Origin of the sequence: Amycolatopsis sp. CA-230715, assembly GCF_018736145.1 — a bacterium.
Classification (GTDB): domain Bacteria; phylum Actinomycetota; class Actinomycetes; order Mycobacteriales; family Pseudonocardiaceae; genus Amycolatopsis.
Window position 1 is genome coordinate 2962799 of the sequence record NZ_CP059997.1, and the last position, 24010, is coordinate 2986808.

Annotated in this window: 26 protein-coding genes; 6 read left to right on the forward strand and 20 right to left on the reverse strand. The window is 71.2% G+C overall.

What is annotated here, in order from left to right:
- Window positions 1–85: 85 nt before the first annotated feature.
- The gene (locus tag HUW46_RS13710) at window positions 86–748 is read left to right on the forward strand and encodes a response regulator transcription factor (RefSeq protein WP_215547635.1); all 663 of its coding nucleotides are present in this window, start codon (window positions 86–88) and stop codon (window positions 746–748) included.
- Between the two features lie 2 nt (window positions 749–750).
- Entirely contained in the window at window positions 751–1200 is a 450-nt protein-coding gene (locus tag HUW46_RS13715) for a hypothetical protein (RefSeq protein ID WP_254126151.1), read from the forward strand.
- On the opposite strand, the gene HUW46_RS13720 is transcribed toward HUW46_RS13715, so the two are convergent.
- The 4 genes from HUW46_RS13720 to HUW46_RS13735 all read right to left on the reverse strand — a co-directional run bounded on the left by HUW46_RS13720 (window position 1134) and on the right by HUW46_RS13735 (window position 4751).
- On the reverse strand, window positions 1134–1592 hold the full coding sequence (locus HUW46_RS13720; RefSeq protein WP_215547636.1) for a hypothetical protein: 459 nt from the start codon (window positions 1590–1592) through the stop codon (window positions 1134–1136). The genes HUW46_RS13715 and HUW46_RS13720 overlap by 67 nt on opposite strands.
- Window positions 1593–1858: 266 nt before the next feature.
- On the reverse strand, window positions 1859–2659 hold the full coding sequence (locus HUW46_RS13725) for an NPP1 family protein (RefSeq protein ID WP_215547637.1): 801 nt from the start codon (window positions 2657–2659) through the stop codon (window positions 1859–1861).
- A 111-nt stretch (window positions 2660–2770) separates the two neighbouring features.
- On the reverse strand, window positions 2771–4054 hold the full coding sequence (locus HUW46_RS13730; RefSeq protein WP_215547638.1) for an ATP-binding protein: 1284 nt from the start codon (window positions 4052–4054) through the stop codon (window positions 2771–2773).
- Window positions 4055–4058: 4 nt separating this feature from the next.
- Window positions 4059–4751, reverse strand: coding sequence for a response regulator transcription factor (locus HUW46_RS13735; protein WP_215549854.1), 693 nt, complete (start codon window positions 4749–4751; stop codon window positions 4059–4061).
- Window positions 4752–4799: 48 nt separating this feature from the next.
- Between HUW46_RS13735 and hisN the strand changes: the two genes are divergently transcribed.
- Complete coding sequence (gene hisN / locus HUW46_RS13740) at window positions 4800–5582, forward strand: histidinol-phosphatase (RefSeq protein ID WP_215547639.1); 783 nt, start codon at window positions 4800–4802, stop codon at window positions 5580–5582.
- Between the two features lie 340 nt (window positions 5583–5922).
- Here hisN and HUW46_RS13745 read toward each other — a convergent pair whose 3' ends face one another.
- Window positions 5923–6642 carry a TetR/AcrR family transcriptional regulator gene (locus HUW46_RS13745; protein WP_215547640.1) on the reverse strand — a complete coding sequence of 240 codons (720 nt, stop codon included), beginning with the start codon at window positions 6640–6642 and terminating at the stop codon, window positions 5923–5925.
- Between the two features lie 71 nt (window positions 6643–6713).
- Between HUW46_RS13745 and HUW46_RS13750 the strand changes: the two genes are divergently transcribed.
- The gene (locus tag HUW46_RS13750; RefSeq protein WP_215547641.1) at window positions 6714–8219 is read left to right on the forward strand and encodes an FAD-dependent monooxygenase; all 1506 of its coding nucleotides are present in this window, start codon (window positions 6714–6716) and stop codon (window positions 8217–8219) included.
- A 280-nt stretch (window positions 8220–8499) separates the two neighbouring features.
- On the opposite strand, the gene HUW46_RS13755 is transcribed toward HUW46_RS13750, so the two are convergent.
- The 7 genes from HUW46_RS13755 to HUW46_RS13785 all read right to left on the reverse strand — a co-directional run bounded on the left by HUW46_RS13755 (window position 8500) and on the right by HUW46_RS13785 (window position 13608).
- On the reverse strand, window positions 8500–8772 hold the full coding sequence (locus HUW46_RS13755; RefSeq protein ID WP_215547642.1) for a hypothetical protein: 273 nt from the start codon (window positions 8770–8772) through the stop codon (window positions 8500–8502).
- On the reverse strand, window positions 8769–10286 hold the full coding sequence (locus tag HUW46_RS13760; RefSeq protein WP_215547643.1) for a TNT domain-containing protein: 1518 nt from the start codon (window positions 10284–10286) through the stop codon (window positions 8769–8771). The genes HUW46_RS13755 and HUW46_RS13760 overlap by 4 nt, the downstream gene beginning before the upstream one ends.
- Window positions 10286–10603, reverse strand: a complete 318-nt coding sequence (locus HUW46_RS13765; protein ID WP_215547644.1) for a hypothetical protein — start codon at window positions 10601–10603, stop codon at window positions 10286–10288. Before HUW46_RS13765 ends, HUW46_RS13760 begins: the two co-directional genes overlap by 1 nt.
- A complete protein-coding gene (locus HUW46_RS13770) occupies window positions 10603–11025 on the reverse strand; it encodes a YbaB/EbfC family nucleoid-associated protein (protein ID WP_215547645.1) in 423 nt (140 codons plus the stop codon). The genes HUW46_RS13765 and HUW46_RS13770 overlap by 1 nt, the downstream gene beginning before the upstream one ends.
- An 85-nt stretch (window positions 11026–11110) precedes the next feature.
- Window positions 11111–12055: a hydroxymethylglutaryl-CoA lyase gene (locus tag HUW46_RS13775; protein WP_215547646.1), complete on the reverse strand. Its 945-nt coding sequence runs from the start codon at window positions 12053–12055 to the stop codon at window positions 11111–11113.
- Entirely contained in the window at window positions 12055–12669 is a 615-nt protein-coding gene (locus HUW46_RS13780) for a PH domain-containing protein (RefSeq protein ID WP_215547647.1), read from the reverse strand. The genes HUW46_RS13775 and HUW46_RS13780 overlap by 1 nt, the downstream gene beginning before the upstream one ends.
- Before the next feature lie 102 nt (window positions 12670–12771).
- Entirely contained in the window at window positions 12772–13608 is an 837-nt protein-coding gene (locus tag HUW46_RS13785; RefSeq protein ID WP_215547648.1) for a biotin--[acetyl-CoA-carboxylase] ligase, read from the reverse strand.
- A 93-nt stretch (window positions 13609–13701) separates the two neighbouring features.
- On the opposite strand from HUW46_RS13785, the gene HUW46_RS13790 reads away from it, so the two are divergent.
- Window positions 13702–14895: a C40 family peptidase gene (locus tag HUW46_RS13790; protein WP_442860933.1), complete on the forward strand. Its 1194-nt coding sequence runs from the start codon at window positions 13702–13704 to the stop codon at window positions 14893–14895.
- A gap of 37 nt (window positions 14896–14932) precedes the next feature.
- Here the strand turns inward: HUW46_RS13790 and HUW46_RS13795 are convergent, their stop codons facing one another.
- From HUW46_RS13795 to HUW46_RS13825, 7 genes are all read right to left on the reverse strand, one after another.
- Window positions 14933–16279, reverse strand: a complete 1347-nt coding sequence (locus HUW46_RS13795; protein WP_254126153.1) for a carotenoid oxygenase family protein — start codon at window positions 16277–16279, stop codon at window positions 14933–14935.
- Between the two features lie 26 nt (window positions 16280–16305).
- Window positions 16306–17694 carry an MFS transporter gene (locus HUW46_RS13800; RefSeq protein ID WP_215547649.1) on the reverse strand — a complete coding sequence of 463 codons (1389 nt, stop codon included), beginning with the start codon at window positions 17692–17694 and terminating at the stop codon, window positions 16306–16308.
- A 53-nt stretch (window positions 17695–17747) separates the two neighbouring features.
- On the reverse strand, window positions 17748–18314 hold the full coding sequence (locus HUW46_RS13805) for a TetR/AcrR family transcriptional regulator (RefSeq protein ID WP_215547650.1): 567 nt from the start codon (window positions 18312–18314) through the stop codon (window positions 17748–17750).
- Window positions 18315–18408: 94 nt separating this feature from the next.
- The gene (locus HUW46_RS13810) at window positions 18409–18924 is read right to left on the reverse strand and encodes an SRPBCC family protein (protein WP_215547651.1); all 516 of its coding nucleotides are present in this window, start codon (window positions 18922–18924) and stop codon (window positions 18409–18411) included.
- A 41-nt stretch (window positions 18925–18965) separates the two neighbouring features.
- A complete protein-coding gene (locus HUW46_RS13815) occupies window positions 18966–19886 on the reverse strand; it encodes a VOC family protein (RefSeq protein ID WP_215547652.1) in 921 nt (306 codons plus the stop codon).
- Between the two features lies 1 nt (window position 19887).
- On the reverse strand, window positions 19888–20745 hold the full coding sequence (locus HUW46_RS13820; RefSeq protein ID WP_215547653.1) for a fumarylacetoacetate hydrolase family protein: 858 nt from the start codon (window positions 20743–20745) through the stop codon (window positions 19888–19890).
- Between the two features lie 12 nt (window positions 20746–20757).
- A complete protein-coding gene (locus HUW46_RS13825) occupies window positions 20758–22206 on the reverse strand; it encodes an amidohydrolase family protein (RefSeq protein WP_215547654.1) in 1449 nt (482 codons plus the stop codon).
- Between the two features lie 110 nt (window positions 22207–22316).
- Here HUW46_RS13825 and HUW46_RS13830 point away from each other — a divergent pair, with 110 nt between their 5' ends.
- Window positions 22317–23009, forward strand: a complete 693-nt coding sequence (locus HUW46_RS13830) for a GntR family transcriptional regulator (protein WP_215547655.1) — start codon at window positions 22317–22319, stop codon at window positions 23007–23009.
- A 51-nt stretch (window positions 23010–23060) separates the two neighbouring features.
- On the opposite strand, the gene HUW46_RS13835 is transcribed toward HUW46_RS13830, so the two are convergent.
- Window positions 23061–23942, reverse strand: coding sequence for an SDR family oxidoreductase (locus HUW46_RS13835; protein ID WP_215547656.1), 882 nt, complete (start codon window positions 23940–23942; stop codon window positions 23061–23063).
- Window positions 23943–24010: the final 68 nt, after the last annotated feature.

A 24010-nucleotide genomic window follows, 5' to 3' on the forward strand; every position in this document is an offset into this window, starting at 1 on the left:
TGGGAAAAGGGGACCGGAGTCCCATGCGCCTGGGACACCCCTTGGGCGAAAGTAGGTGCACCGCAAAACCGAACGAGGGGAAGTCATGCTCGGTTCAGCCCGTACCCCGGTCATAGTCCGCGCCACCGATCCGATCCTGCGCGACGGGATCTGCATGAGCTTGCAGACCAGGGACGAGGTCTGGCTCGTGAAAGAGGATCGGGGCAGCGGAGAACACACGGACGGCCTCGCCGACGGCGGCAGAACGGTGGCGCTGCTGGTCGCCGACCGGCTCGACTCGGCGATGGCGCGGCTGCTGCGTTCGCTGCAGGCGCAGGGGTTCACCCGGATCGTGCTGATCGCGGGTGAGATCGACGACAACGAAGTGCTCGACGCGGTGGAGCACGGGGTGTGCGCGGTCGCCAGGCGTTCGGAGATCAGCCCGGACGTGCTGGTGCGCCTCGTGCGGGCCGCCGCGGCCGGGGAGGGCGCGCTGCCGCCCGATCTGCTCGGCAGGCTGCTCAACCGCGTCGCCAGGCTGCAGCGCCAGGTGCTCGAACCGCGCGGGCTGCACCTGACCGGGATCACCTCGCGGGAGACCGACGTGCTGCGGCTGGTCGCGTCCGGGCTGTCCACGCAGGAGATCGCCGACCAGCTGTGCTATTCGCAGCGCACGGTGAAGAGCATCCTGCACGACGTGACCAACCGGTTCCAGTTGCGCAACCGCTCGCACGCGGTCGCGTACGCCATGCGAGAGGGCCTGATCTGATCATGATCCCCCAGGTCGACGACGCGCTCTGCCGCCTGCTGGGGCCGCACCTGCCGCCGGGCACGGTGGTACGGGTGGACCCGCCGAAGCCGACGTGGCAGAGCGACGCGCCGTCCAGGGTGGTCAACCTGTTCCTGTTCGGGCTCACCGGTACCCCTGCCCCGGGGTGCCGACTGTCCTATTTGGTCACCGCGAAGGCGCCGAAGGTGCGCGACGAGCACGTGCTGCTCGACGCGGCGCTGCTCGCGGTGGCGAGGCCGGATTCGCTGCCCGGCGAACTCCGGCCTCCCGTGGCGCTCGCGGTCGGCGACGTGGAACCGGGTCTGCTGTGGACCACGCTCGGCATGCCCGCGCGCGCGGCGTTCGTCGCCGTCGTCGACGTGCCTCATTCCTGGGACAGCACGATCGCGCCGACCGCGGACAGCGCGCTGCCGAAGAACTCCTCCCACTGAACGGCGCTGCGGGGCGGGCTCGTCTCCCGCCCCGTCCACGCCGCGCCGACTTCGAGCAGATACGAGGGTTTTCCGGTGATCCCGGCCCCGCCGAGCGCGAACGCGACGTGGCAGGACCCTTCGAAGACCATGGCCGACGGCGGGCGGAAGAGGCGTCGCGTTTGGACGAACCGGTGCCCTGCCGCGGCCGTGATGGCCGGGGCGGCCGAGTCGATTCCGCGCACGAAAACGCCTTCGGTGGCGGCGGCGAGCACGTCGCCGCCTGGCTCGCCGGTGACGAGCAGCGCGCCGTGCAACGACAGCGCCACGGCGATCACCACTTTGCCGAGCACGGCCGTCGATTCGACGACGGGCTCCTGGGGGAGCGGGAAGTACCGCGGGGCGACCGTCACCGTCTTACGGTACGCGGGAAAAGCCCTTGCGGCACCGTACTTTCGGGCGGCTCTTGGTACCTACCTCGTGCGGTGGGTTCTCCCGCACGCCCCGACAGTGACCTTCGGGGCGTGCGGGTCCCCCGCGAACTCGGGCACCAAAAATGTCGGTGCCCCGCGCTAATGTTGAAATCGGGGGGTCCCCGGGGCGAACGAAAGGTCGAGTTCGTACGCGGCGAGCCGGGAGCGAAGTCGTCGGGGACGAAAGCGCCCCAGGGCAAGGAATCCTAGGCGCGCGCGTCGAACGGGACGCCTTCCGGCTTCGCCTTGTCCAGGTTCGACTCGAACGCGCTGTCCTTGATACCGAGCGAGGCCTTGCCGAAATCGGCGTTCACGAGCTTGTCCCTGATCCCCGCCGGGAAGTTGTTCCAGCTCACCAGCGCCGGGTACTGCCACTTGCGGTAGTCGTTCTCCGGCTGCTCGTCCTTGCCCGCGAGCCGGAAGCAGTGGGTGCTCGCCCCGTCCTTGTGGTACACGATCTTCGCGTGCGTTCCCTCCCAGGCCACCTCGGACGCGGGGTGCGCGGTGTAGCCGCCGTGCGCGGAGGTCGAAACGTACTCCGCCTTGTCGTCGTGCACCCACACCACGACGTGCTCGATGTCGTGCCGGTGCCCGAACGCGTCGTTCACGCCGTCGAGCGCCTGGTCCTTTTCGAAGTACAGGTCGTAGAGGTAGGCGCACCAGCCGTTGTCGCACTTGGCGCGCGCGTACGAGTTGGTGTTGTCCAAATCGGACTTGTCGTGGCAGTTCCCGTTCAGCGCGCCGGACGGGTTCAGCCCGCCGTTCAGCGTCCCATCCGGACCGATCGCCGGCGACGAATAGCAGCCGTCGCCGTCGTAATCGAAGGCCGGTTGCCACTTGCCGTCCGGTTCCGCGACGCTCGACGGCAGCGCACGGGGCGGATCGGCCCGCGCGACCGCCGGGAACAACCCGACCAGCAGCGCCGCCGCGCCGAGCACGACCGGCCACCGCTTTCCCTGCCCCGCGGTCGATTTCACCGGAACGCTGTCGGTCGCCTCGATGCTCATCGCCAGGACCCCTCGGTCGACGGAAAGGAACGGCTTCGACCGTAACGACCGAAACGCACCCCGTGCCGGATCGAAGGCGCGCGAGGGAGCCGATCGCGCCCGAAGGGGCAACTACCGCGGCACCCGCTCCGCGGGCCAGCGCACCTCGGCGACGTCGCCCGGCCGCGGCACCCGCAGGAAGAGGCTGAACACCGCGGGCTGCTTGCTCGACAGTTCGAGCCGCCCGCCGTCCGCTTCCGCCAGCGCGCGGGCGAGCGCGAGCCCCACGCCCGTCGAACCGCCGCCGGAGAACCCGCGCTCGAACACGTGCGGCGCCAGCTCGTCCGGGACCCCCTGGCCGGTGTCGCTGACCTCGATCACCACGGTGCCCTCGGCGTCACCGCGGCGGGCGGTGAGCGTGACGGTGCCCGCGCCGTGGTGCAGCGCGTTGTCCAGCAGCACGCCGACGACCTCGCCCAGCCTGCCCGGCGTCGCGCGCGCCATCAGCCCGTCGGCGACCTTGAGCCGCAGGTTCCTGCCTTCGGCGCGCAGCAGCTGCCGCCATTCCTCGCTCATCACGGGCAGGCTCTCGGCGAGCCCGATCGGTTCCGCGCCGACCTCCCGCGCGGCACGCGCCGCCGCCAGCAGTTCGTCGAGCGCCTCCGCGAGCCGATCCGCTTGCTCCTGCGCGGCTTTCGCCTCTTCGACGGCTTCGGCGTCGGGCAGCATGGTCAGCGATTCCAGCCGCAGCTGCAGCGCGGTGAGCCTGCTGCGCAGCTGGTGGGACACGTCCCCGACGAGCTGGCGCTCCCGCTGCACGAGCTGCGCCAGCGCGGTCGCCGACGCGTCCAGCGCCTCCGCGACCATGTCGAGCTCGCCGACGCCGTACCGCCCCGGATCGGGGCGGAAATCGCCGCCGCCGAGCTTCGCCGCGCGGTCCGCGACGTGCCGCAGCGGCTTCGCCAGCCTGCGCGCGGTCACCGTGGCCACGATCGTGCCGGTGCCGACGGACAGCACCACCAGCAGGATCACCGCGACCGTCACCTGCGTCTGCCGCGCCCGCAGCGGCCCGCGCGGCACGGCCAGCTCGACGGTCCCGCCGCTCGCGATCGGCACCACCTGCACGAGTGCGCCGCCGGTCGGGAACACCCCGGCCACCCGGTCCGGTTTGCCGATCTGGCGCACCGTGAGCGCGCCGTCGTTCGGCACCGCCACCCGCAGCTTCTCCATGTCGACCGGCTCGCGGTTGGCGAGCTGGCTGTCCACCGTCGCCGCGATCGGCTGCGCCTGCGACGCGAGGCTTTCACTGGCCAGGTTCTCGACCAGCACCCACGCGGTCACCCCGAGCGGAATGCCCAGCGCGACCCCGGTGACCGCGACGGCGAGCAGGATCGCCAGCAGGATTCGACGGCGCACGGGCTCACTCGGTGTTGAAGCGGAAGCCGACGCCGCGGACCGTCGCGATGCGCCGCTCCCCGTCGGAGGAATGGACCACCGCGCCCTTGCCGTCGCCCGCGATCGCCAGCTTCCGGCGCAGCCAGGACATGTGCATGTCGAGCGTCTTCGAGGTCTTCGACTCGAGGTCGTTCCACACCTCGGACAGGATCTCGTCGCGGCTGACGACCTGGCCAGCGCGGCTCATCAGCACCCGCAGCAGCTCGAACTCCTTGTTCGCGAGCTGGATCTCGTGGCCGTCGACGGTGACCAGGCGCGCGCCGAGGTCCATCCGCACGCCGCCCGCGTCGAGCACCTCCGGCACCCGCCTGCGCAGCAGCGCCCTGATCCTGGCCATCAGCTCGGCCAGCCGGAACGGCTTGGCCACGTAGTCGTCGGCACCCGCGTCGAGACCAACCACGAAGTCGACCTCGTCGGTGCGCGCGGTGAGCATGAGCACCGGGATCTCGGCGCCGCCCGCGCGCAGGCGGCGGCACACCTCGAGCCCGTCCATCCCGGGCAGGCCGAGATCGAGCACCAGCAGATCGACGCGCTGCGCGCCGCTCGCGTCGAGCGCGGCTGGGCCGTCACCCACCACGGTGACCTCGTACCCCTCCCGCTGCAGCGCACGCGACAGGGGATCGGCGATGGCCGGATCGTCCTCGGCAAGTAGCACCATGCTCACCTGGTCAACTTTACGACCGAAGGGCGTGAAACCATCGTCACCGTGCCCAGCCACACCGCAGACCTGCGCCTCGCCGCCCGCCTCGCCGACACCGCAGACGCGATCACCACCGCCCGGTTCGGCGCGCTCGACCTCGCCGTCGAGCGCAAACCCGACCGCACCCCGGTCACCGACGCCGACACGGCCGTCGAAGACGCCGTGCGCGCGCTGCTCGCCGAAGAGCGCCCCGGCGACGGAGTGGCCGGGGAGGAACGCGGCGGCACGGCGTCCGCGAGCGGCCGCACCTGGGTGCTCGACCCGATCGACGGCACCAAGAACTTCCTGCGCGGAGTACCCGTGTGGGCGACCCTCATCGCGCTCGTCTCCGACGGCACCCCGGTCGTCGGCATGATCAGCGCGCCCCTGCTCGGCCGCCGCTGGTGGGCGTCCGAAGGCGAAGGCGCCTGGGTGCGCGACGCGGCGGGCGAGCACCGCATCTCGGTGTCCGGCGTGAGCGCGCTCGAGGACGCCTACCTGTCCACCACCCACCTCGGTTCGTGGACCGAGCACCACTCCCGCGAGGCCTACCTCGCCCTCGTCGACGCCTGCTGGGAAAACCGGGCGTTCGGCGACTTCTGGCAGCACTGCCTGGTCGCCGAGGGCGCCATCGACCTCGCCGCCGAAGCGATCGTCAACCCGTGGGACGTCGCCGCGGCGCAGGTACTCGTCACCGAAGCGGGCGGGCGGTTCAGCGACCTCACCGGCGAACCGCGGTATGACGGCGGCAGCGCGCTCTCATCAAACGGGCGGCTCCACTCCGCTGCGCTCGCCCTCTTGTCGCGCTGATTTCTTTATCGGGCGGCAAAATTTGAGCTGCCAGGGCGCGGCTCCCAGCTCGACCCGCCGGTTTGTCGCGGGGTGCGCCCTGCCATCGCAAATTTAGAGGGCCCAGGGGGCCCTGCGCCCGACTGCACGCTCCCGGCGCGCGGGGCGCACCGGATCGCCGGTGCGGGGCTGGGTTGGGAGTGGCCGCGCCTTCGGCGCGGACCTCGCGGCACTCGGAGGGTAGGCGGGCGAGTGGGCCTCCCGTAGGCGCGCGAGGCGGGGGCGCCGGGTGCATTTAGCGGGCTAAACGTCGTCAGCAGGCGCGCGGAGTGCATCGGGACACTGGCCTGCAGTTCGCGGGCTAAATGTCGTTGGGGGGCAGTGCGGCGGTGACGCCGTTCAGGAGGCAGGTCAGGCCGAATTCGAACCGGGTGTCGTCGTCGGGTTCGCCCGATTCCAGGACGCGCCACGCGAAGTGCGGGTACCGACCCGACTCGACGACCTGCCGCACGTACTCCCCCACCGACTGCTGCCATTCCTCCTCGGTCATGCCGGTGCCGCGCTGCGCTTCCAGCTCGGCCAGCTCCGTCGCGGCCGCGCCCAGCACGTAGGTGTTGACGGCGCTGACCACCAGGTTCGCCGTGGTCGCGTCGTCGGTGACCGCGGCCACCACGCCGAGCGCGTGATCGGACTGGTCGAGCACGTTCGGCCCGAGCGCGGGACGCCGCGACATCTGCTGCACCAGCCACGGGTGCCGCAGCAGCGCGGCCCGCAGCAGCCTGGCGCTCGCGGTGAGCCGCGCGCGCCAGTCCCCCGCCGCCTCGGGCCGCGGCACCTCGCCGAACACCGCGTCGACCATCAGCTCGATCAGCTCGTCCTTGTTGGTGAGGTGCCGGTACAGCGACGTGGTGCCCGAACCCATCTCGGTGGCGATCCGGCGCATCGACAGCGCGTCGATGCCTTCGGCGTCGGCGATCGCGATCGCGGTGCGGACGATCCGCTCCTCGGTGACCGCGGGGCGTCCGCCTCGGTCGCGATCGCGCATCCAGACGAGTGCGGCGGGCTGGGGTCGAGACGGCATGACACCCAGTCTAGAAGTTGGGTACGGTGTTCCCATAAACGGGCACACTGTTCCCAACTCAGGGGGTTCCCATGTCAGACGTCCCGGTCGTGATCGTCGGCGGCGGCACCGTCGGCCTCTCCACCGCGGTGTTCCTCGGCCACCACGGTGTGCGGTCGCTCGTGCTCGAGCGCCGAAAAGCGCCGTCGGCCCACCCGCGCGCGCTCGGCGTCAGCCCGCGCACGTTCGAGTTCTTCCGCGAGGCGGGCCTGCACGAGGAAGTCAACGCGGCCACCGTCACCTCCACCGCGCTGTGGAAGGCGAACGCGCGCACGGTCGCCGAAATCGACCACTCCCGGGCACCCGCGCCGTCGACGGCCGAGTCCGCGGTTTCACCGGAGAACCCGAGGGGCCACTGCCCGCAGGACCGGCTCGACGCCGTGCTCCTGCCCGCGGCGCGCGAGCGCGGCGCGACCGTCGAGTTCGGCGCCGAGGTGACCGCCGTCGACCAGGACGCCGACGGCGTGACGGTGACGCTCGCGGACGGGCGCGCCATCCGCGCGGCCTACCTCGTCGGCGCCGACGGGGTGAACACGAAGGTGCGCCACGCGCTCGGGATCGGCACGTCCGGACCGGGCGAGGTGGGCGGCACCACGATGAACATCCTGTTCGCCGCCGATCTCGTCGGCCACTTCGGCTCGATGCCGACGATGGTGGAGGTCCGGCACCCGGACGCGTCGGGGATGCTGCTCGCGGTCGGCGAAGGCCGGTGGGTGCTGCACGTGCCGCTTCCCGACGGGGAAGAGCCGACCGCGGAACGCTGCCTGGCCTGGATCCGCACGGCCATCGGCGCGGACGTGCCGGTCGAGGTCCTCAACGCGATGCCGTGGCGGGCGACCATGCGGATGGCGACCGAATTCCGGCGCGGGCGGGCATTCCTGGTCGGCGACGCGGCGCGCGCGATCACGCCGCTCGGCGCGCTCGGGCTCAACACGGGCGTGGCGGACGCGCACAACCTGGCGTGGAAGCTCGCGATGGTGCTCGCGGGCACCGCGGGCGACGGGCTGCTCGACACCTACCACGACGAACGGCACGCGGTCGCCGAACTGGTGACGAGGCAGGCGGAGCTGCGATGGGAAAACCCGCCGCTGCACTGGGATCCCGCCGCGGCGGCCGGGCGCGCCGCAGTGGGCATGTGGCACCAGCCGATGGTGCTCATGGGCTACCGGTACGACTCGTCGGCCGTGGTGGATCCCGTCACCGTCGTTCCGTCCACAGAGGACGTCGCGGTGAGTCTCAACGGCGACGCGGGCTCACGTCTCCCGCACCGCTGGATCGCGCCGGGAAAGTCCACTGTGGACCTGATCGGCCCCGGGTTCGCGGTGCTGACCGGACCGGGCGGCGAAGCGTGGTGCGAAGCGGCGCGGAAGAACGGGCTGCGGGCGACCAGGCTCGACGCGGACTGGGCGGCCTCGGTCACGCTCGCGGACGACGGCGCGCTGCTCGTGCGCCCCGACGGGTTCATCGCCTGGCGCACCGAAACCGCGGCCGATCCCGCGCTGCTGGGCAAGATCCTCGCCATGGTGACGAGCCGCTGATTCCCAGACTGCGACTGCCGCAGTGATGCCGGGCGCGGATCGCGGTGGTTGCGCGAGATCAATGACGGGGAGCTTCGTCTGGTCCCCGAAGGCCACCTTCGGGGACTCCAGCGCCACTTTCTCGGCCCTGGCGAACGTGCGGGCGGAGCTGTGCGTGCCCCGAAAGTGGCCTTCGGGGCGTTCAAGTCCCCGAAAGTCACCTTCGGGGGCACGAGGGGTGGATTCGCGGCGTCTGGTTCCCCGAAGGTGGCCTTCGGGGCAGGGGAACCTCCCCCGGTTATCAGGAGGCGCTGGGGGCGAGGGTCAGGGCACCGCGGGCGACCTGGCTCCACGCGAGCCTGCCGAACAGGTAGTGGCAGGCGACCTGTTCGTTGGTGAACCGCGCCCAGTCGTACCGGTGCCCCTGTTCGCGCCAGAACACTTCCCACGCCGGCGAACCGTTTTCCTCCGCGCGCAGCACGCACCACGCGTTGTCGGCTTCGGTGCCCACCGAGATCACCTCGGTCGGCACCCCGATGGTTTCCAGCCAGCGCACGATCGACTCGACGTTCACTGCTCTCCCCGCTCCCCGAAGGTGATGTCCGCCAGGTATCCCATGCTGACCAGTTCGTCCGCCGAATACTGCGCGCGGTACCGCGCGCAGCCCGCGAACCACATCGGCACTTCCTTGAGCACCCGGTAGCGCCGGTAGCCGGACTCGGCGGCTTCCGAGGGCAGGCCCCGGCGCGCGAACGGCGTGCCGTCCGGCGAGAACATCCTGCCGAACGGTTCGCCGAACCGGTCCAGCACGACACCGGCCGCCAGCATTTCGGCCGTCTCATCGGAAAAATCGGCGGAGTCGACGGCGGCGGCGTCCTCGGTCACGGACGAAGGTGGCTCACCCGGCGGGGTCGGCAATCGCCGCCAGCCACCCCGAACCCGTTCGATCGCCTCCGCACTGTCCACTTCGTCCGCTCGCGGGTGGTCGTGCGGCGGGAAACCGCCGGGGAGCTGGCGCTCGGGGCTGCCCGAGGCGACCGGGAGGTGCCCGATCGGGAACATGTGGACCACGAACATCGCCACGACACCCTGCCGCTCCTGCGTCGGCGCGCCGACGGGCGGCGGCACGGCGGGAGGCACAGCGACGGGCGGCACCGGTTGCGGCGCATAGGGCCACGGCGAAGGCTGCGGGTAAGCCGCGGGCGGCTGCGCGACGGGCTGCCCCACCGGCGGCGCGGGAACCGGCGCGGGTGCGGGAACCGGCGCGGCACCGTGCTCGCCCGGATAGCTCGACACCGCGGTCTGGCCGGGGAGACCGCCGAGCGGGACACCGGCCGACGGCGTCGGCACGTCGTCGAAGGTCCGCCCCTCCAGGAAACCGCCGTACTGCGAAGGCGCCTGTGGCAGCATGATCGGGCCGGTGCCGTCGACGACCTCGCGCGGCACCACCCCGGTCGCGTCCGGGTCCACAGTGGACGCCAGCTCGGGAGGCAGCCCGGTGACCGTCGCGACGAGCCCGCCCTGCCCCGACGGCGTGTACGCGCCGGGATTCGGGTCGACGACCGGGCCCACCGTCGCGATCCGCGCGCCACCGGGCGTTTCCACGGCCGCGACGAGCCCGCCGGACAGCGACGCGAGGTTGGCCGCGCTGCCGTCCACGATGCTGCCCACCCCGGCCAGCGCCCACGGCTGCCCCGCCGCCGCGGCCGCTTCGGCGGCCTCGGTGTTCTTCGCGGCGTCGACGAGCTGGCGGACCATTTCCGCTTTCGCCGCACCGATTTCGTTCGCGGCGTGCTCCAGCCTGTCCGCGGCCTCGCCCGCGGCGCGCACCGCCGCGGTCAGGTGCCCGTTGTCCGGCTCGACGAACCCCGACCACAGCGTGCCCGCGGACGCGGCCAGCGACCCTTCCAGCGAGCCGAGCACTCCCCCGGCGCTGGTGTCCGCGTCGGCGGCCAGCACGGAAAGCTTGCGCTGCGCGTCGCGCCACGCCGACGCCTGCGCGTGCATGGCGTCCTCGTCGGCCTCCGGCCAGGCGAGGCCGGTGCGGTCGGCGATCGCGCGAAGCTCCGGCGGCAGTTCGATGCCCACTATTCCTCCGCCCCGGGAAGCCGGTCGGCCGCGTCCTCGTCCGCGGTCCGCAGCTTGGTGAACGACTCGCCGAACGACGCGCCCGCCTCGCCGAGCGAAGTGCCGAGCGCGCGGATCCGGGCGGCGGCCTCGGCAGCGTGACCGGCGTGGGCCGCCTTGAAACTCTCGCCGACGGCGTCGGAACCCCACGCCGATTCGGCGCCGTCGAGCGCGCGGTCCAGTTCGTCGGCTATCGCGTGCGCGCGCCGCGAAAGGTCGTCGAACTCCTTCGCACGCCCGGCGCCGCGTTCGACGTCCGCAGAAAACCCGCCCGTCATCACAGCTCCTCGAGCCAGCTCTTGTTCTCGAGGTTCTCCTCGTCGTCGGTGGCCTGCGGCCGCACGATTTCGGAGGCTTCGAGGTCGGCGGTGCCGAGCAGGAGCGCGTGCGGGTCGGTGCCCGCCGGGAGCGACGGCGCGAGCACGTCGCCCGCTTCGCGCAGTGCCTTGACCGTGGCGCTCGCGGCCACCCGGACGATCGCTTCGGCGAGTTCCTTCGGTCGCAGGCGGCGGTAGGCGTCCTCGGCGATTTCGAGCCCGGTGAGCGTCCCGCGCGGCCCGACGGTCGCGGTGACGAGCCCGTCGGCCCCGGTCTCCGACGCCGAGATCGCGGCCAGCTCACCGTGCACGGCCGCGAGCCGCTCACGACCGCGCCGGTACCCGGCCAGCAGCTCGTCCACCCGCGCGCGGTGCTCCGTCACGGCGGCCTCCTTTTCGGTCCAGGTACAGGGATCCGCTGCCGGTCCGACGCACCCCGCGACCGCCCGGTTCCGCGCCGTGGCGAAACTACCCCGCGAGGGCGTTGACCACCCGGGACGGGCTGGGCCTGCCGAGGCGCTCGGCCATCCACGCGCTGGTGGCCACCAGCGCGTCGAGGTCGACGCCGTGCTCGACGCCGAGCCCGTCGAGCATCCACACGAGGTCCTCGGTGGCGAGGTTCCCGGTGGCGGACTCCGCGTACGGGCAGCCGCCGAGCCCGCCGGCCGAAGAGTCCACAGTGGACACTCCGAGGCGCAGCGCGGCAAGGGTGTTCGACAGCGCCTGGCCGTAGGTGTCGTGGAAGTGCACCGCGAGCGAGCCGACCGCGGTACCGGTCTCGCCGAACGCGGCCAGCACCCGTTCGACGTGGCCGGGCGTGGCCACGCCGATGGTGTCGCCGAGGGAGAGCTGCGAGCAGCCGAGCCCGAGCAGGCGGTTCCCGACGGCGGCGACCGTCGCCGGGTCCACCACGCCCTCCCACGGGTCGCCGAAGCACATCGAGAGGTACCCGCGCACTTCGACACCGGCTTCGCGGGCGCGGGAAACCACCGGTTCGAACATCGCGAACTGGTCTTCGACCGTCGAGTTCAGGTTCCGCTTCGCGAAGGTCTCGGTCGCGCTCGCGAAGATCGCGATGTGCTCGACACCGGCGTCGAGCGCGCGGTTGAGCCCTTTTTCGTTCGGCACCAGCACCGGGTAGCGCACCCCGTCGTGCCGGTCGAGCCCGGCGAGAAGCGCTTCGGCGTCGGCGAGCTGCGGAACCCACTTGGGGTGCACGAAACTCGTCGCCTCGATCGTGGTCAGGCCCGCACCGGCGAGCCGGTCGAGGAACTCCAGCTTGACTTCGAGCGGCACCACGGCGGACTCGTTCTGCAGCCCGTCCCGCGCGCCGACCTCCCAGATCGTGACCCGCTCCGGCACTCCTTCCGCAGCCGCGAACCGCTGCGGAAGGCCGACTTCCCGCGCGCCCATCAGCGGCGGTCGCCGCGACGGGGGGCGCGGCGGCCCTGCGGCGGGTACTGCTCCTGCGGGTACTGCTCGGTGTCGGCGTACCCCGGCTGGCCGTGCGGGGGCTGGCCAGGGTGGTAGTCGTCGTACGGGTTGTCGTTGACCTCGCGGTAGATCACCGTGTGCACCCGCTCGACCTTGGGGATGTCGTCGAAGGTCAGCGGCTCGTCCGAGGCCGACTCGATGATCAGCGTGCCGCAGCCGAACACCCGGTCCAGCAGGCCGTGCTCGAACCGCACGCTGTTGATCCGCGACATCGGGATGTCGATCCCGGTCCGCTTGACCACGCCCTCGCGCGCGATGAGCCGGTCCGTGGTGACGATGAAGTGCGTGGTCCGCCAACGCACGAACGGGGTCAGGAACAACCACACGATGAGCACGAGCGCGACCACGCCGATCGCGATGAGCGACACCGTGTGCCACGGCGGTGCGGCGTCCTGCGCGAGCACGGCGAGCCAGATACCCGCGCCCAGCGTCACGATCAGCACCAGCAGCGGCCCGATCAGCATCTTGAAGTGCGGATGGTTGTGGATCACGACGTGCTCGCCTTCGCTGAGCAGATCGTCTGGATAGGCCACCTCGGACTCCCCGGATCGTCTGAGTTGTGCGTGCCGGTTCGGCAGCCTCACCGTACCGGCGAACGGCGACGGCGAGGCGACCGAACCGCTTTGCGCGAGGCGTCAGTCTTCGGCGCCGACCGGACGCAGGTGCACCACGTCACCGGCGAAGACGGTGCGCGCGGTGCCGTCGAGCGCGGTCAGGGTGAGCTGCCCCGCCCCGTCGACCCCGGTCGCGGTGCCGACCAGCGAGCCGCCGTCGGGCAGCATGATCTTGACGTCCTGGCCGATCGTGGCGCAGTGCACCCGGTACGCGTCGAGCAGTCCCGCGCGGGCGAGGTCACCCGCCGCGGCGCGCCAGCGCGCCTCCCGTTCGGCGAACGCGGTCAGCAGCTTCACCGCGATCTCCGTGCGATCGGTGACCGTGGCGCCCTGTTCCGCGAGCGAGGTCGCGGCGAGGCCACCCGGCCCGGACGGGACCCGTTCGCCGAGCGGCCGCACGTTGAGGCCGATCCCGAGCACCACCGCGAACTCCTCGCCCGCGACGGCTTCGGCGAGGATCCCGGCGCACTTGGCGCGATCCGGCCCGGCGAGCACGTCGTTGGGCCACTTGAGCACCGCGTCGACGCCGACAGCCGTGGCGGTGTCGTGCACCGCGAGGCCCGCGACTACGGCCAGCGACCCCAGGTTCGCGAACGACACTTCGTGCGGCCGGAGCAGGACGCTGAGGTAGAGCCCGGCGCCCTTCGGCGAACTCCAGCGCCGCGCGCGCCTGCCGACGCCCGCCGTCTGCGTCTCCGCGATCAGGACCGTGCGATCCGGCGCCGGGTCGTCCGCCGAGGCGGCTTCTCTCAGATCCGCGTTGGTGGAACCGGTGCTCGCGACGACGTCCACCGCCGTGTACGCGCCCTGGTTCCCGGTCAGCTCCGCACGCAGCCTGTCGCCGTCGATCCCGGTCATGAGCCCAGCGTAGTGAGGTTGTGCGTAATTACACGCTTTCGGGTTCGTTGAGTAAGGCGTGGATGTCGATGCGTGTTCTCTAAGGTGGCTCGTGTGACCCCTCCCGAGCAGCCGAAGCCTTCCCCCACGCCGAGGGAAGCTCCCGCGCGACCGTCGGCTGGGCGCGCGGTGGCGGGCCGCGCGCTGATCGCGTTGATCCTCGTCGGCGCGCTCGTCACGTGCGGCTGGTTGCTCATCTCCGATCCGGACCACCCGGCGCAGGCACCGGTGGCCGCCGTCGAATCGTCGCCGAAACCGGTTCCGCCCGGTGGCGGCGCGGGCCCGTCGGTGCTCGAAGTGAGCGCGCCCGTGCAGGCGCAGGCGCCGCGCCAGTCACCGTCCGAATTGGACAAGTGGTCGGCAGGTCTCGCGCCCGCGCTGGACATCCCGCAGCGCGCCCTGATGGGCTACGCGACCGGGGAACTGGTGCTGCGCAAGGAAAAGCCGGACTGCCACCTGTCGTGGGTCACCCTCGCCGGGCTCGGCAAGGCGAGTTCGAACCATGCCAGGTTCGGCGGCGACACGCTCAACGCCGACGGCCGCACCGCGAAACCGCTCGGTTCGGTGCCCCTGCAGGGCGCGGCTGGTGAGCCAGCCGAGGAGAAGCGCGGCGGGCCCATGCAGCTCACCCCCACCGAGTGGAAGCGAACCGGGCAGAACATCCCCGCCACGACCGACCCGAGCATCGACGACATCGACGACGCGGCGGTCGCGGCCGGTCGCGTGCTGTGCGGCACCGGAACCGATCTCGGCGCGGGCAACGGCTGGTGGAAGGCCGTCGCCGCCTACCGCGATTCGGACCTCTTCCGGCAGCAGGTGCTCGGCAACGCGCAGCTCTACGCCACGCTTTCGCTCGCACCGGACACCGCGAGCACCCGCAACGCGCACGCCGTCCGGTTCGCGCTCGACCAGCTCGGCCTGCCGTACGTATGGGGCGGCAACGGCCCCGACGGCGGCGCGGCCGGGTTCGACTGCTCGGGGCTGACGAAGGCGTCCTACGACAGCGCCGGTGTCGGCCTGCCGCGCACCGCGGACAGCCAGTACCGCTCGGCGCCGCCGGTGCCGCTCTCGCAGGAACCGAAGCTGGGCGACCTCGTGTTCTACGGCAGCCCCGCGCACATCCACCACGTCGGGCTCTACCTCGGCAACGGCCTGATGATCAACGCGCCGACCGAGGGCCAGGCGATCCAGATCCACACCTACCACACCAAGGGCGACGACTACGCCGGCGCGGGCCGCCCCGCCTGACCGATCAGGTTTCCACGCCGTGTCGCCGATGTGGTGATCACGAAGTGAGGCGCTCGTCCGGGATCCACGAGCCGTGGATCCCGCTGGGCACGCGCCGGGGCAGCGCGACCGTGGCGGTGGTGCTCAGGTCGTGTGCGTCGAGGACGAGCAGTTGGGACGCGTTCGCGCGCAGGTCGCTGACGATCGTCAGCAGGTAGCCGTCGTCCTCGCCGGTGGCGCCCGCGGCGGGGACGAAGACGGCTTCCCCGGCATGCCGGTCGGGCCCCGGCCGGTGCAGCCGCCGCTCGCCGGTCGCCGTGTTCAGTTTGACGATGGCGAACTCGTCGAGGCCCGCTCCGGGGAAGGCGACCGAGTAGCTGATCGCGGTGGGCAGGCCGGTGCGGTCCTCGTTGATGGTGGGGAAGTCCGTCACCAGGTCGTCGAGTTCCTGCTCGGTCGCGGTCCCGGTCGCCGGGTCCAGCAGCCATCGGGTCGCGATCGCCCCGCTGACCGGCGCGGCCGGGTAGCCGGGCGCGCCGGTCCACCACTTCCACGAAGTCGCCCAGGACGCTTGGTCGTAGGCGGGTCCTTCGAGGACGATCTTGCCGTCCGGCGTGTCGTAGGCGTTGGTGACGTGCAGCAGGGCGCGCTGGCTGACCGGGATCCAGGTCACGTGCGGCGTGCCGACGCGGTCGAAGACGCCGATGCGGGCCGGGTAGTCGTCGTGCCAGCGGTACGGGATGCCCGAGGTCTCCGCGGGATCGAAAACGACTGGCAGGTCGAGGAAAACGGCTTTGGTCGCGGTGATGGCGAAGTCGTGCATCAGGCTCGGGCCGCTGCCGTCGATCACCTGGCTGCGAGTGATGTGGCCCTCGGGCGAGGCGACGTAGTAGGTCAGGTGCGGCGGGAACGGCGAATAGCTGAAGAAGTGCAGTTCGCCGGTCGCCGGGTCCTGCTTCGGGTGCGCGGTCATCGCCGAGGTGAGCTTGCCGTGGAAGTCGAACGGGCCGACCGTGTCGAGTTCGGGGGTGACCTCGAAGGGCAGGTTGGCCTCCTGGAGCGCGAGGAGCCTGCCGCCGTGCTCGACGATGTGGGTGCCCGCGACGCTGGCGGTGAGATCGATGCTGCCGTCTTCGCGCACGAGCGGCGCGCCTTCGAGAGCCGGGGTCTTGACCCAGCGGTTGCGGTACCACCGGGCGCGCCCGTTCTCCAGGCGGACGCCGTGCAGCATGCCCGAACCCTTGAACCAGTGGCTGGGGGTGATGCCGGGCTTCGGGTTGTGGCCGTTGCGGAGGTATTCGCCGGTCAGTTCCGGCGGCAGCGCGCCGGTGACCGGCAGGTCGACCGCGGTGGTCTCGTCCGGGACGGGGGTGTAGTGCCCGGTCAGGTAGGGCTTGGTGGTCACGATGATCTCCTTGTCCTGCAACGGTTTCACTGCTTGCGGAGGGCGGGTGCCCAGGACAGCAGCAACGCCAGGGCGGCGAATCCGGCCGCGGTGGCGAAAGCGGTGGCGAAGTGCGGGACGGGACCGGTGCCGGTCGCGACGGCGACCAGCGTCGCCAGGCCGAGCGCACCGCCCATCTGGCGCGTGGTGTTGACCAGGCCGCTGACGAGCCCGGCTTCACCCGGCGCGGAATCGGCGACCGCGAGGGTGGTGACGTACACGAGACCGACCCCGATTCCCGCGCCGATCAACAGGAACGGCCCCACCAGCGCGGCATAGGCCGGGCCGGGCCCCAGCGCCAGCCACGCGAGCCCGGCGGTCAAGGACACGAGGGCGGCGGTGAGCGCGGCGCGGGAGCCCACGACCGCGGCGATCCTCGGCGCCAGCAGCCCGCCGACGGTGATCGCCACCGCGATCGGCACCTGGGTGAGGCTGGTCGCCACCGGGCTCATGCCCAACACGATCTGCTGGTACTGGGGCAGGAAGTAGAACATGCCGACGCTGACGGCGCCGAGCAGCGTCATGATCGCGTTGGCCGTGACCAGCGGAGCGCGGGTGAACACCCGCAGCGGCACCAGCGGCCGGGCGACGCGCCGCTCGACGGAGAGGAAAACGGCCAACGCGAGCACGCCGAGCACGAGCGCGCCGAGGGTGGCACCGGCCGTCCAGCCGGTATGCGCACCGCTGACCAGGCCGTAGGCGATGCTCGCCATGGCGAGCGTGACGGTGGCGGCGCCGCCGATGTCGAACGTGCCGCCCACGGCCGGGAACGGCCGCACCGTCCGAAGCACCACCACGGCGACCAGCAGCCCCATCGGTGCGTTGATCAGGAAGATCCACGGCCAGCCCAGTGTCTGGCTCAGCACGCCGCCGAGCAGGACACCCGCGATGCCGCCCGCACCGGAGACCCCGCCCCAGACACCCAGCGCCTTGGCACGCCCGGCGCCGTCGGGAAACAGGGCCATCACGATGGACAACGCCGCCGGTGCCATGACGGCCCCGCCCGCTCCCTGCGCGAGCCGCGCGCCGATCAGGACCGGCCCGGTCGGAGCGAACGCGCACGCGGCTGATGCCGCCACGAACACGGCGAGCCCCGCGACGAACACCCCGCGGCGGCGGAACACGTCGGCGAGCCGACCGCCCAGCAACAGCAAACCGCCGAACGCGACGAGGTAGCCGTCCACCACCCACGACAGCTCGGCCGGCCCGAGGCCGAGACCGGCGCGGATGGATGGCAGCGCGACGTTCACGATCGACGAATCCAGCACGACCATGAACTGCGCCGCGGCCAGCGCGGCGAGCGCGAGCCCCTGGCGGCCCGTGCGCGGGTGCTTCGAGGCGACCGCCGCCGCCATAGTGTGTGATTGATCAGTCACTTTTTCTCTCCTGAAAAAGGCCCGCGTACGGGCCGGACCGAGGGCGGCCGCGCCTATCCGGTCGCGTCCGAGTAGTGCAGGAGCCCTTCGGTGAGCTGGAGCGCCCAGGTCTCGGCCGAGTCCTCGATGCCGAGGGCGGCAGCCAGGTGACACAGCTGCCCGCGGGCGAAGAACGCCTGGATGTCGGGTTGCGCGGCCCGGGAGCGGCTGGTCACGTAGTCGACAAGGCGGGCCTGGTCGCCGCGCAGGGCTTCCCGGATCGCCGGTTCGTCGCTGGCGGCCAGCGCGTGGACCTGGAGCATGATCAGCTCGCGGTCCGTGATCAACGCGGCGTAGGCGTCAGCCATCGTGGCGAGCACGCGTCCGGGGCTGGCGGCGGGCAGCTGGTCGACGGCGGCCCGCAGCGTGTCGAGGATCCGGTCGAAGCACGCGCTCGTCGCGGCGACGAACAGGTCCTGTTTCGTCGGGAACAGCCGGAACACGTAGGCGGGGGAAATTCCCGCTGCCGCCGCCACTTCGGCCACCGGCGTGCCCCGATAACCGGACTTCGCGAACACTTCGACCGCCGCGGTGACGACGCTCGCCCGCCGCTGCTCCGCCTTCGACAACGCCTTGCTCATGTTAGTGATTGAACACTCACACCGATGCACCGTCAAGTCGCGAGCAGGACGGCCGGGCCTCCCCCGCCGTCCCGACGCATGGTTCGGGCCGATGTCACCCAGCCGTGCCCTCGACGTGTGCCTTGATCAGTTCCAGCCCCGGCTGGATGCGGGCCGGGTCTTCGACCGGGTGCGGTCCGGGCGGTTCGGTGTCCGGGATCAGCCGCTCGAACAGGCGGCAGAACAGGGTCGTTCCGTCGCCGAGGTCGAAGGTGGTGAAGGTGGCGATCGCGTGCATCGCGGGGGCGAGGGTGCCGTCGTCGTACACGTCCCGGCCGACCACCGTCCACAGTTTTCCGGGGACCCGTGCGACCACGGTGTAGAGCTTCGGCTTTTCGTTCAGCTCGGGTTGGATGGTTTCGAGCAGCACGTCGCCCATTTCGGCGGGGACGCCCTCCGTGCCGCGCTGTACCTCGGTGCCGAGGGCCATCGGCAGCCATTTCGGCAGGTTCGACCAGGTGGTCACCCAGTCGTACACCTCCTGTGCTGGACGGTTGATGACGATGCGGTTTTCGACGAACCGGATGTTCAGGTTGTCCGGGATCTGGGGCGTGTACAGGTCTTCCGACATGATGTTCCCTTCGCGGTTTTCTTCTGTGGTAAGGAAAGCGCTTATCCGGTGTGGTGCTGTCCGGTCATGAGTGCGGCGAGGTCGTCCGGTTCCAGGAACGACGGCGGCGGGGGCGGGCCCCAGCTGAACAGGCCTTGTGTGCCTTCGAAGACTTCCGGGGTCCAGAGCTCGTCCTCGGGGATGCAGTCCATGTCGGCGTAGTACTCGCTGAAGTTCCCTGCCGGATCTTTGAGGTACCAGAAGAAGTTGGAGCCAGCGTGGTGCCTGCCGAGTCCCCAGACGTGCCGGTCGGGATTGCCTTCCAGCATCGCCTTCGCACCGCGGCCGACGTCGTCGATGTCGTCGACCTGCCAGGAGGTGTGGTGCAGGAAGTTGACCGGTGCCGCGAGCGCCAGCACGTTGTGGTGATCGACCGAGCAGCGCATGAAGGCGCCTTTGTCCCCGATGTAGTCGCTGACCTTGAACCCGAGCCCGTCGGTGAAGAACCGCATGGTGGCTTCGAGATCGGTGGTGCCCACCACGCAGTGCCCGAGTTTCTTGGGCCGGATCGGGTCGTCGCGCAGCACCCCGGGCGCGCGGCCGAACCGTTCGATCCGGCCGGGCCCGTTGTACGGCGTGGCAAGGACGGGCTGCTGGGTGATCCGCGGCGCGGTCTCGACGCGGACGGTGAACCCGGAAACCGGCTCGATCGCGGTGACCGCGGTGCCGTCCGTGCCACCGGCCACGCCGAGGCGGTCCAGCCGCGACGCGATCCGCGCGATGTCGTCGGCGTCGTCGACCCCCACCCCGAGTTCGAGCAACTGGCGGTACGGGGCGTACCGGACCCGCAGTTGTTCTCCGCCTTCGAGGGTGGTGAAGGTTCCGTCGCCGCGGTGGGTGAGGCCGAAATCGGTGTAGTAGGCGACGGTGTCCGCGACGTTCGGGACACCCATCGTGACCCGGGTGAGCCGGTGCATGCCCATGTCAGTTCCCCTGTGCGGCAACGAAAGTCTGGCGCATCTCACCGATGCCTTCGATCCAGCTGACGAGCTGCTCCCCGGCCCGCAGGAACCGTTTCGGCGTGCGGCCGAGGCCCACCCCCGCCGGGGTCCCGGTGAAGACGAGGTCGCCCGGGAACAGGGTGATGACCCGCGACAGCTCGGAAACCAGCCTGGCGACCGGGAAGATCAGTTCACGGGTGCGCCCGTCCTGCACGGTCTCGCCGTCGACCGCGCAGCCGAGCGCCAGATCGTCCCGGTCCGCCAGCTCGTCCGGCGTGACCAGCCACGGCCCGACCGGTGCGAAGTTCGGGTACGACTTGCCGAGGCTGAACTGCGGGGCGGGACCGGCGAGCTGCGCGATGCGCTCGGAGAGGTCCTGTCCGATCGTCACCCCGGCGACGTGCGCCCACGCCTCGGACTCCGCGACGTGACTCGCGGTCCGGCCAATGACCGCGACCAGTTCCACCTCCCAGTCCACGTCGCCACCGGCGGGCAGCACGACTTCCACGTCGGGACCGGCCAGCGCGGACACGAACTTGGTGAACGTCGGCGGAAGCCCGTCCGGTGCGGCGAAACCGGACTCGGCGGCGTGGGTCGCGTAGTTCAGTCCGATCGCGACGATCTGCCGCGGCGCAGGCGAGGGCGGACCGAGCTGCCCGCGAGTGAAGACGACGCCGGGCGCGGCCGATGGCTGTTCCGCCCAGGCCCGGAACCCGTCCCAGTTCTCGTACACCGACATCAGGCCGGGGCCGAACTCGCCACCCGACGCCGTCTCGACTTCTATTCCTTTGTCGTCTGCGGTCAGCAGCACCGCGCGACCGTCCACATTGGCCAGTTTCATGGTCTTTTCCTTTCAGGGATGGGAAACGGGGGCACCGTGCGTGGCCGCTGACCGGTAGTCGGTGTAGGTGTAGGGGTTGTCGAGAACCTTGGTCTCGGGGATGTCCGGGTTCATGCCCTCGCGCCAGGCCCGCTCACCGAGTTCGGCGCGCAGGTAGTCGACCGTGGCCTCGACCGCACGACGCGCACCGGCCAGATCGACACCGACCAGGCGGTGATCGCGCTTCACGATCCGCCCGTCGACCAGGACCGTGTCGACGTCAGCGCGCTGAGCGTGGAGGACGACGTGTCCGTGCGGGTTCAGCAGCGGCGTCATCGCGGGCGAGTCGTCGTTGCGGACGAGCACGAGGTCCGCCTTCTTCCCGACCTCCACGCCGCCGATCTCGCCGTCCCGCCCGATCGCCCGCGCGCCACCCCGGGTGGCCCATTCGACGACCTGGTCGGCGTGCAGGGAGGCATGGGTGACCGTCTCACCGCGAGCGTGCGCCTGGAGGTGTTCGTACGCGCGGTCGGCACCCAGCGTCGTGCGCATGGCGGAGAACAGGTCACCGCTGCAGAGCACGCAGCTGTCCAGCGACAGCGACACCGGGATGCCGTGGGCTCGCAGGGTGGCCGTCGCCGGGTACCCCTGCCCGGCGCTCTGCTCGCTTTCCGTGGACACCGACACCGATCCGCCGGTCGCCGCGATTCGGGCGTAGGAGTCCGCCGAGAGCGTCGCGGCGTGCACGTACACCGTCCTGGCCTCGCCGTAGCCGTGCTCATGGATCAGTCGCACGGCGTCGTCACCCGTCGCGCCCCAGACTCCGGCGTGCGTGGTCACCGCCAGGTCGAGCTCTCGGGCGACCTCGAATGCGGGCCGCTCGGGAAAGCTCGGATCGCCGGTGACGTCGAAGGCGATCTGGAAGCCCTCGAGATCGCCGGACCGGCGTGCGAAGAACTCGCGGAACTCGGGGGTGCCCGTCCAGTTCGCTGGCGCGTCCTGGATGTTGCCGTAGGCCAGCACGTACCTCCCCGGCACCGAGGCGAGCGCGTCGACCGCGGCGTCGGCGTGGTCGATCGTCTGCAGGCCGTGCGACCAGTCCACGCAGGTGGTGACCCCGGCGTCGATCGCCTCCAGCGCCCCCAGCAGGTTCCCGGCGTGGATGTCCTCCGGCCGGAACTTCTTGCCCCAGTTCAGGTAGAACCACACGAAGTACTGCGCGAGCGTCCAGTCGGCGCCGTACCCGCGGGTCGCGGTCTGCCACATGTGCCGGTGGGTGTCGACCATCCCCGGCATGACGATGCCGCCACGGGCGTCGATCTCGTCGGCGCCGTCGGGAACGACGAGATCGACACCGATGGCGGCGATCCTGCCGTCGACCACGAGCACGTCGTGGCCTTCGAGAACCGTGCGGCCGGAATCCATCGTGAGCACCGTCCCGCCTCGGAAGACGGTCGGACGGCGGCGGGTGTTCGCGAGCATCGGATGGCCCCTCTTCCAGTAGTTCGGTTGACGCTTGAGCCGATAGATTCGAAAGTATCCGAGAACTTTCGAAACTTCAACCTGGATTCGTAAACTGCTAGGATGAGGGCATGACCAAGAGCGGCGGGGCGACCCGCACCGACGGCATCCACCAGGCGTTGCGGGGCGACATCCTCGCCGGTCGGCTGGCGCCGGGCGACCGGCTCAAGTTCCCGGACCTGGCCGACCGCTACAAGGTGAGCGTCGGCGCCACCCGAGAGGCGCTGACGAGACTGGTCGCCGAGGGACTGGTGGTGGCGAGGCCGCATCAGGGCTATCTGGTCCGGCCGCTTTCGCATCAGGACCTGGCCGAGCTGACGCAGGCGCGGGCGGAGATCGAATCACTGGTCCTCCGCCTGTCGGTGGCCGACGGCGACGTGCGCTGGGAGTCCGATGTCGTTGCGGCGCACCACATCCTGGAGCGCGCGCCGTACCGCGACCCGGCGGATCCGGACCACCTGGCCGACGAGTGGTCGCGGGCGCACGCGGCCTTCCACCAGGCACTGCTGGCGGGCTGTGGCAACCGGCGGCTGGTCGACACGGCACTGTCGTTGCGGCAGGAGGCCGAGCTGTACCGGCAGTGGTCGGTGTCCCTCGGCAACGAACCCGGCCGCGACGTCGCCGCCGAGCATCGAGCACTGGTCGACGCCGTTCTCGCACGCGACGCCAACCACGCGCAGGAACTGCTGCGCGACCACATCACGCACACCACCCGGCTGCTGATCAGCTGCGCGCCCGACCAGCCCAACCAACCGGCCGGGTGAGCCGAGACTGGTCGACGTCCAGGATTGCGGCGAATTCTTCGGCGATTCCGGTCAGGGCTGGATCTTTTCCAGGTCTTCCAGCAGCCGCGGGTGCTTCGGCTCCCAGCCGAGCGCCTGCCGGGTGTGCGCGCTGGACGCGGGCTGGTCGGTCGCGAAGATCGGGCCGAGCGGGCCGTAGGTCTCCTCCGGCACGGACTCGACCGGCAGGCCAAGCCGCCTGCCGATGACCTCGGCGATGTCGCGCAGCCGGTCGCCTTCGTCGGACACGGCGTGCCAGGCGGTCCCGGCGGGCGCCCGCTCGAGAACGAGCCGGAAGAGGACCGCCGCGTCGAGCGCGTGCACGGCGGGCCAGCGCTGCGCGCCGTCACCCGGGTAGCCGGAAATCCCCGTCCGGCGCGCGTTTCCGGTCAGCAGACCGGCGAATCCGCCCGTGCCGTCGTTGTGCACCGTGCGGGGCAGGCGCACGGACGCGCTCCGGACTCCGCGCGAGGCCAAGCCCAGCGCGGCGGTGACCGCGACGCTGCGGCCACCGACCGGCCCGCCGGTCGGCAGCGGATCGGCCTCGGTGGCGGCGCGGCCCGGCACGGCCGGCGTACCCGAGACGGTGACCAGGGGACGATCGCTGCCGACGAGTTCCTCGCCGAGGGTCGCGAGCGCGGCGCTTTCCTCGGCAACGGCCTTGGCCAGCGCTTCGGGACTGCTGAAGTCGTTGGCGAAGGCCAGGTGGATCACCCCGTCCGCCTTGGCGACGCCGTCGCGGAGGACGTCGGAGTCGGCGAGCGCGCCCCGGATCGGCTCGGCGCCCGCCGTCTTCGCCGCCAGCGCGGAGGCGTCGGAACGGGCGAGGGCGAGGACGGTGTGGTCGTTGGCGAGCAGTTCGGCGACGACGGCGGACCCGATCAGGCCGGTGCCGCCGGTGACGAAAACGCGCATGGGAACCTCTTCCGCTTGTGATGGGACTTTGTCTCATCACAAGCGTACTCCAGCGACGAGACAAAGTC

Bases quoted from the DNA above. Each gene is read 5' to 3' on its own strand.
- HUW46_RS13710 (WP_215547635.1), top strand. From the start codon at position 86: ATGCTCGGTTCAGCCCGTACCCCGGTCATAGTCCGCGCCACCGATCCG.
- HUW46_RS13715 (WP_254126151.1), top strand. From the start codon at position 751: ATGATCCCCCAGGTCGACGACGCGCTCTGCCGCCTGCTGGGGCCGCAC.
- HUW46_RS13725 (WP_215547637.1), bottom strand. From the start codon at position 2,659: ATGAGCATCGAGGCGACCGACAGCGTTCCGGTGAAATCGACCGCGGGG.
- HUW46_RS13735 (WP_215549854.1), bottom strand. From the start codon at position 4,751: ATGGTGCTACTTGCCGAGGACGATCCGGCCATCGCCGATCCCCTGTCG.
- HUW46_RS13745 (WP_215547640.1), bottom strand. From the start codon at position 6,642: ATGCCGTCTCGACCCCAGCCCGCCGCACTCGTCTGGATGCGCGATCGC.
- HUW46_RS13750 (WP_215547641.1), top strand. From the start codon at position 6,714: ATGTCAGACGTCCCGGTCGTGATCGTCGGCGGCGGCACCGTCGGCCTC.
- HUW46_RS13765 (WP_215547644.1), bottom strand. From the start codon at position 10,603: ATGACGGGCGGGTTTTCTGCGGACGTCGAACGCGGCGCCGGGCGTGCG.
- HUW46_RS13775 (WP_215547646.1), bottom strand. From the start codon at position 12,055: ATGGGCGCGCGGGAAGTCGGCCTTCCGCAGCGGTTCGCGGCTGCGGAA.
- HUW46_RS13785 (WP_215547648.1), bottom strand. From the start codon at position 13,608: ATGACCGGGATCGACGGCGACAGGCTGCGTGCGGAGCTGACCGGGAAC.
- HUW46_RS13805 (WP_215547650.1), bottom strand. From the start codon at position 18,314: ATGAGCAAGGCGTTGTCGAAGGCGGAGCAGCGGCGGGCGAGCGTCGTC.
- HUW46_RS13810 (WP_215547651.1), bottom strand. From the start codon at position 18,924: ATGTCGGAAGACCTGTACACGCCCCAGATCCCGGACAACCTGAACATC.
- HUW46_RS13815 (WP_215547652.1), bottom strand. From the start codon at position 19,886: ATGGGCATGCACCGGCTCACCCGGGTCACGATGGGTGTCCCGAACGTC.
- HUW46_RS13820 (WP_215547653.1), bottom strand. From the start codon at position 20,745: ATGAAACTGGCCAATGTGGACGGTCGCGCGGTGCTGCTGACCGCAGAC.
- HUW46_RS13825 (WP_215547654.1), bottom strand. From the start codon at position 22,206: ATGCTCGCGAACACCCGCCGCCGTCCGACCGTCTTCCGAGGCGGGACG.
- HUW46_RS13830 (WP_215547655.1), top strand. From the start codon at position 22,317: ATGACCAAGAGCGGCGGGGCGACCCGCACCGACGGCATCCACCAGGCG.
- HUW46_RS13835 (WP_215547656.1), bottom strand. From the start codon at position 23,942: ATGCGCGTTTTCGTCACCGGCGGCACCGGCCTGATCGGGTCCGCCGTC.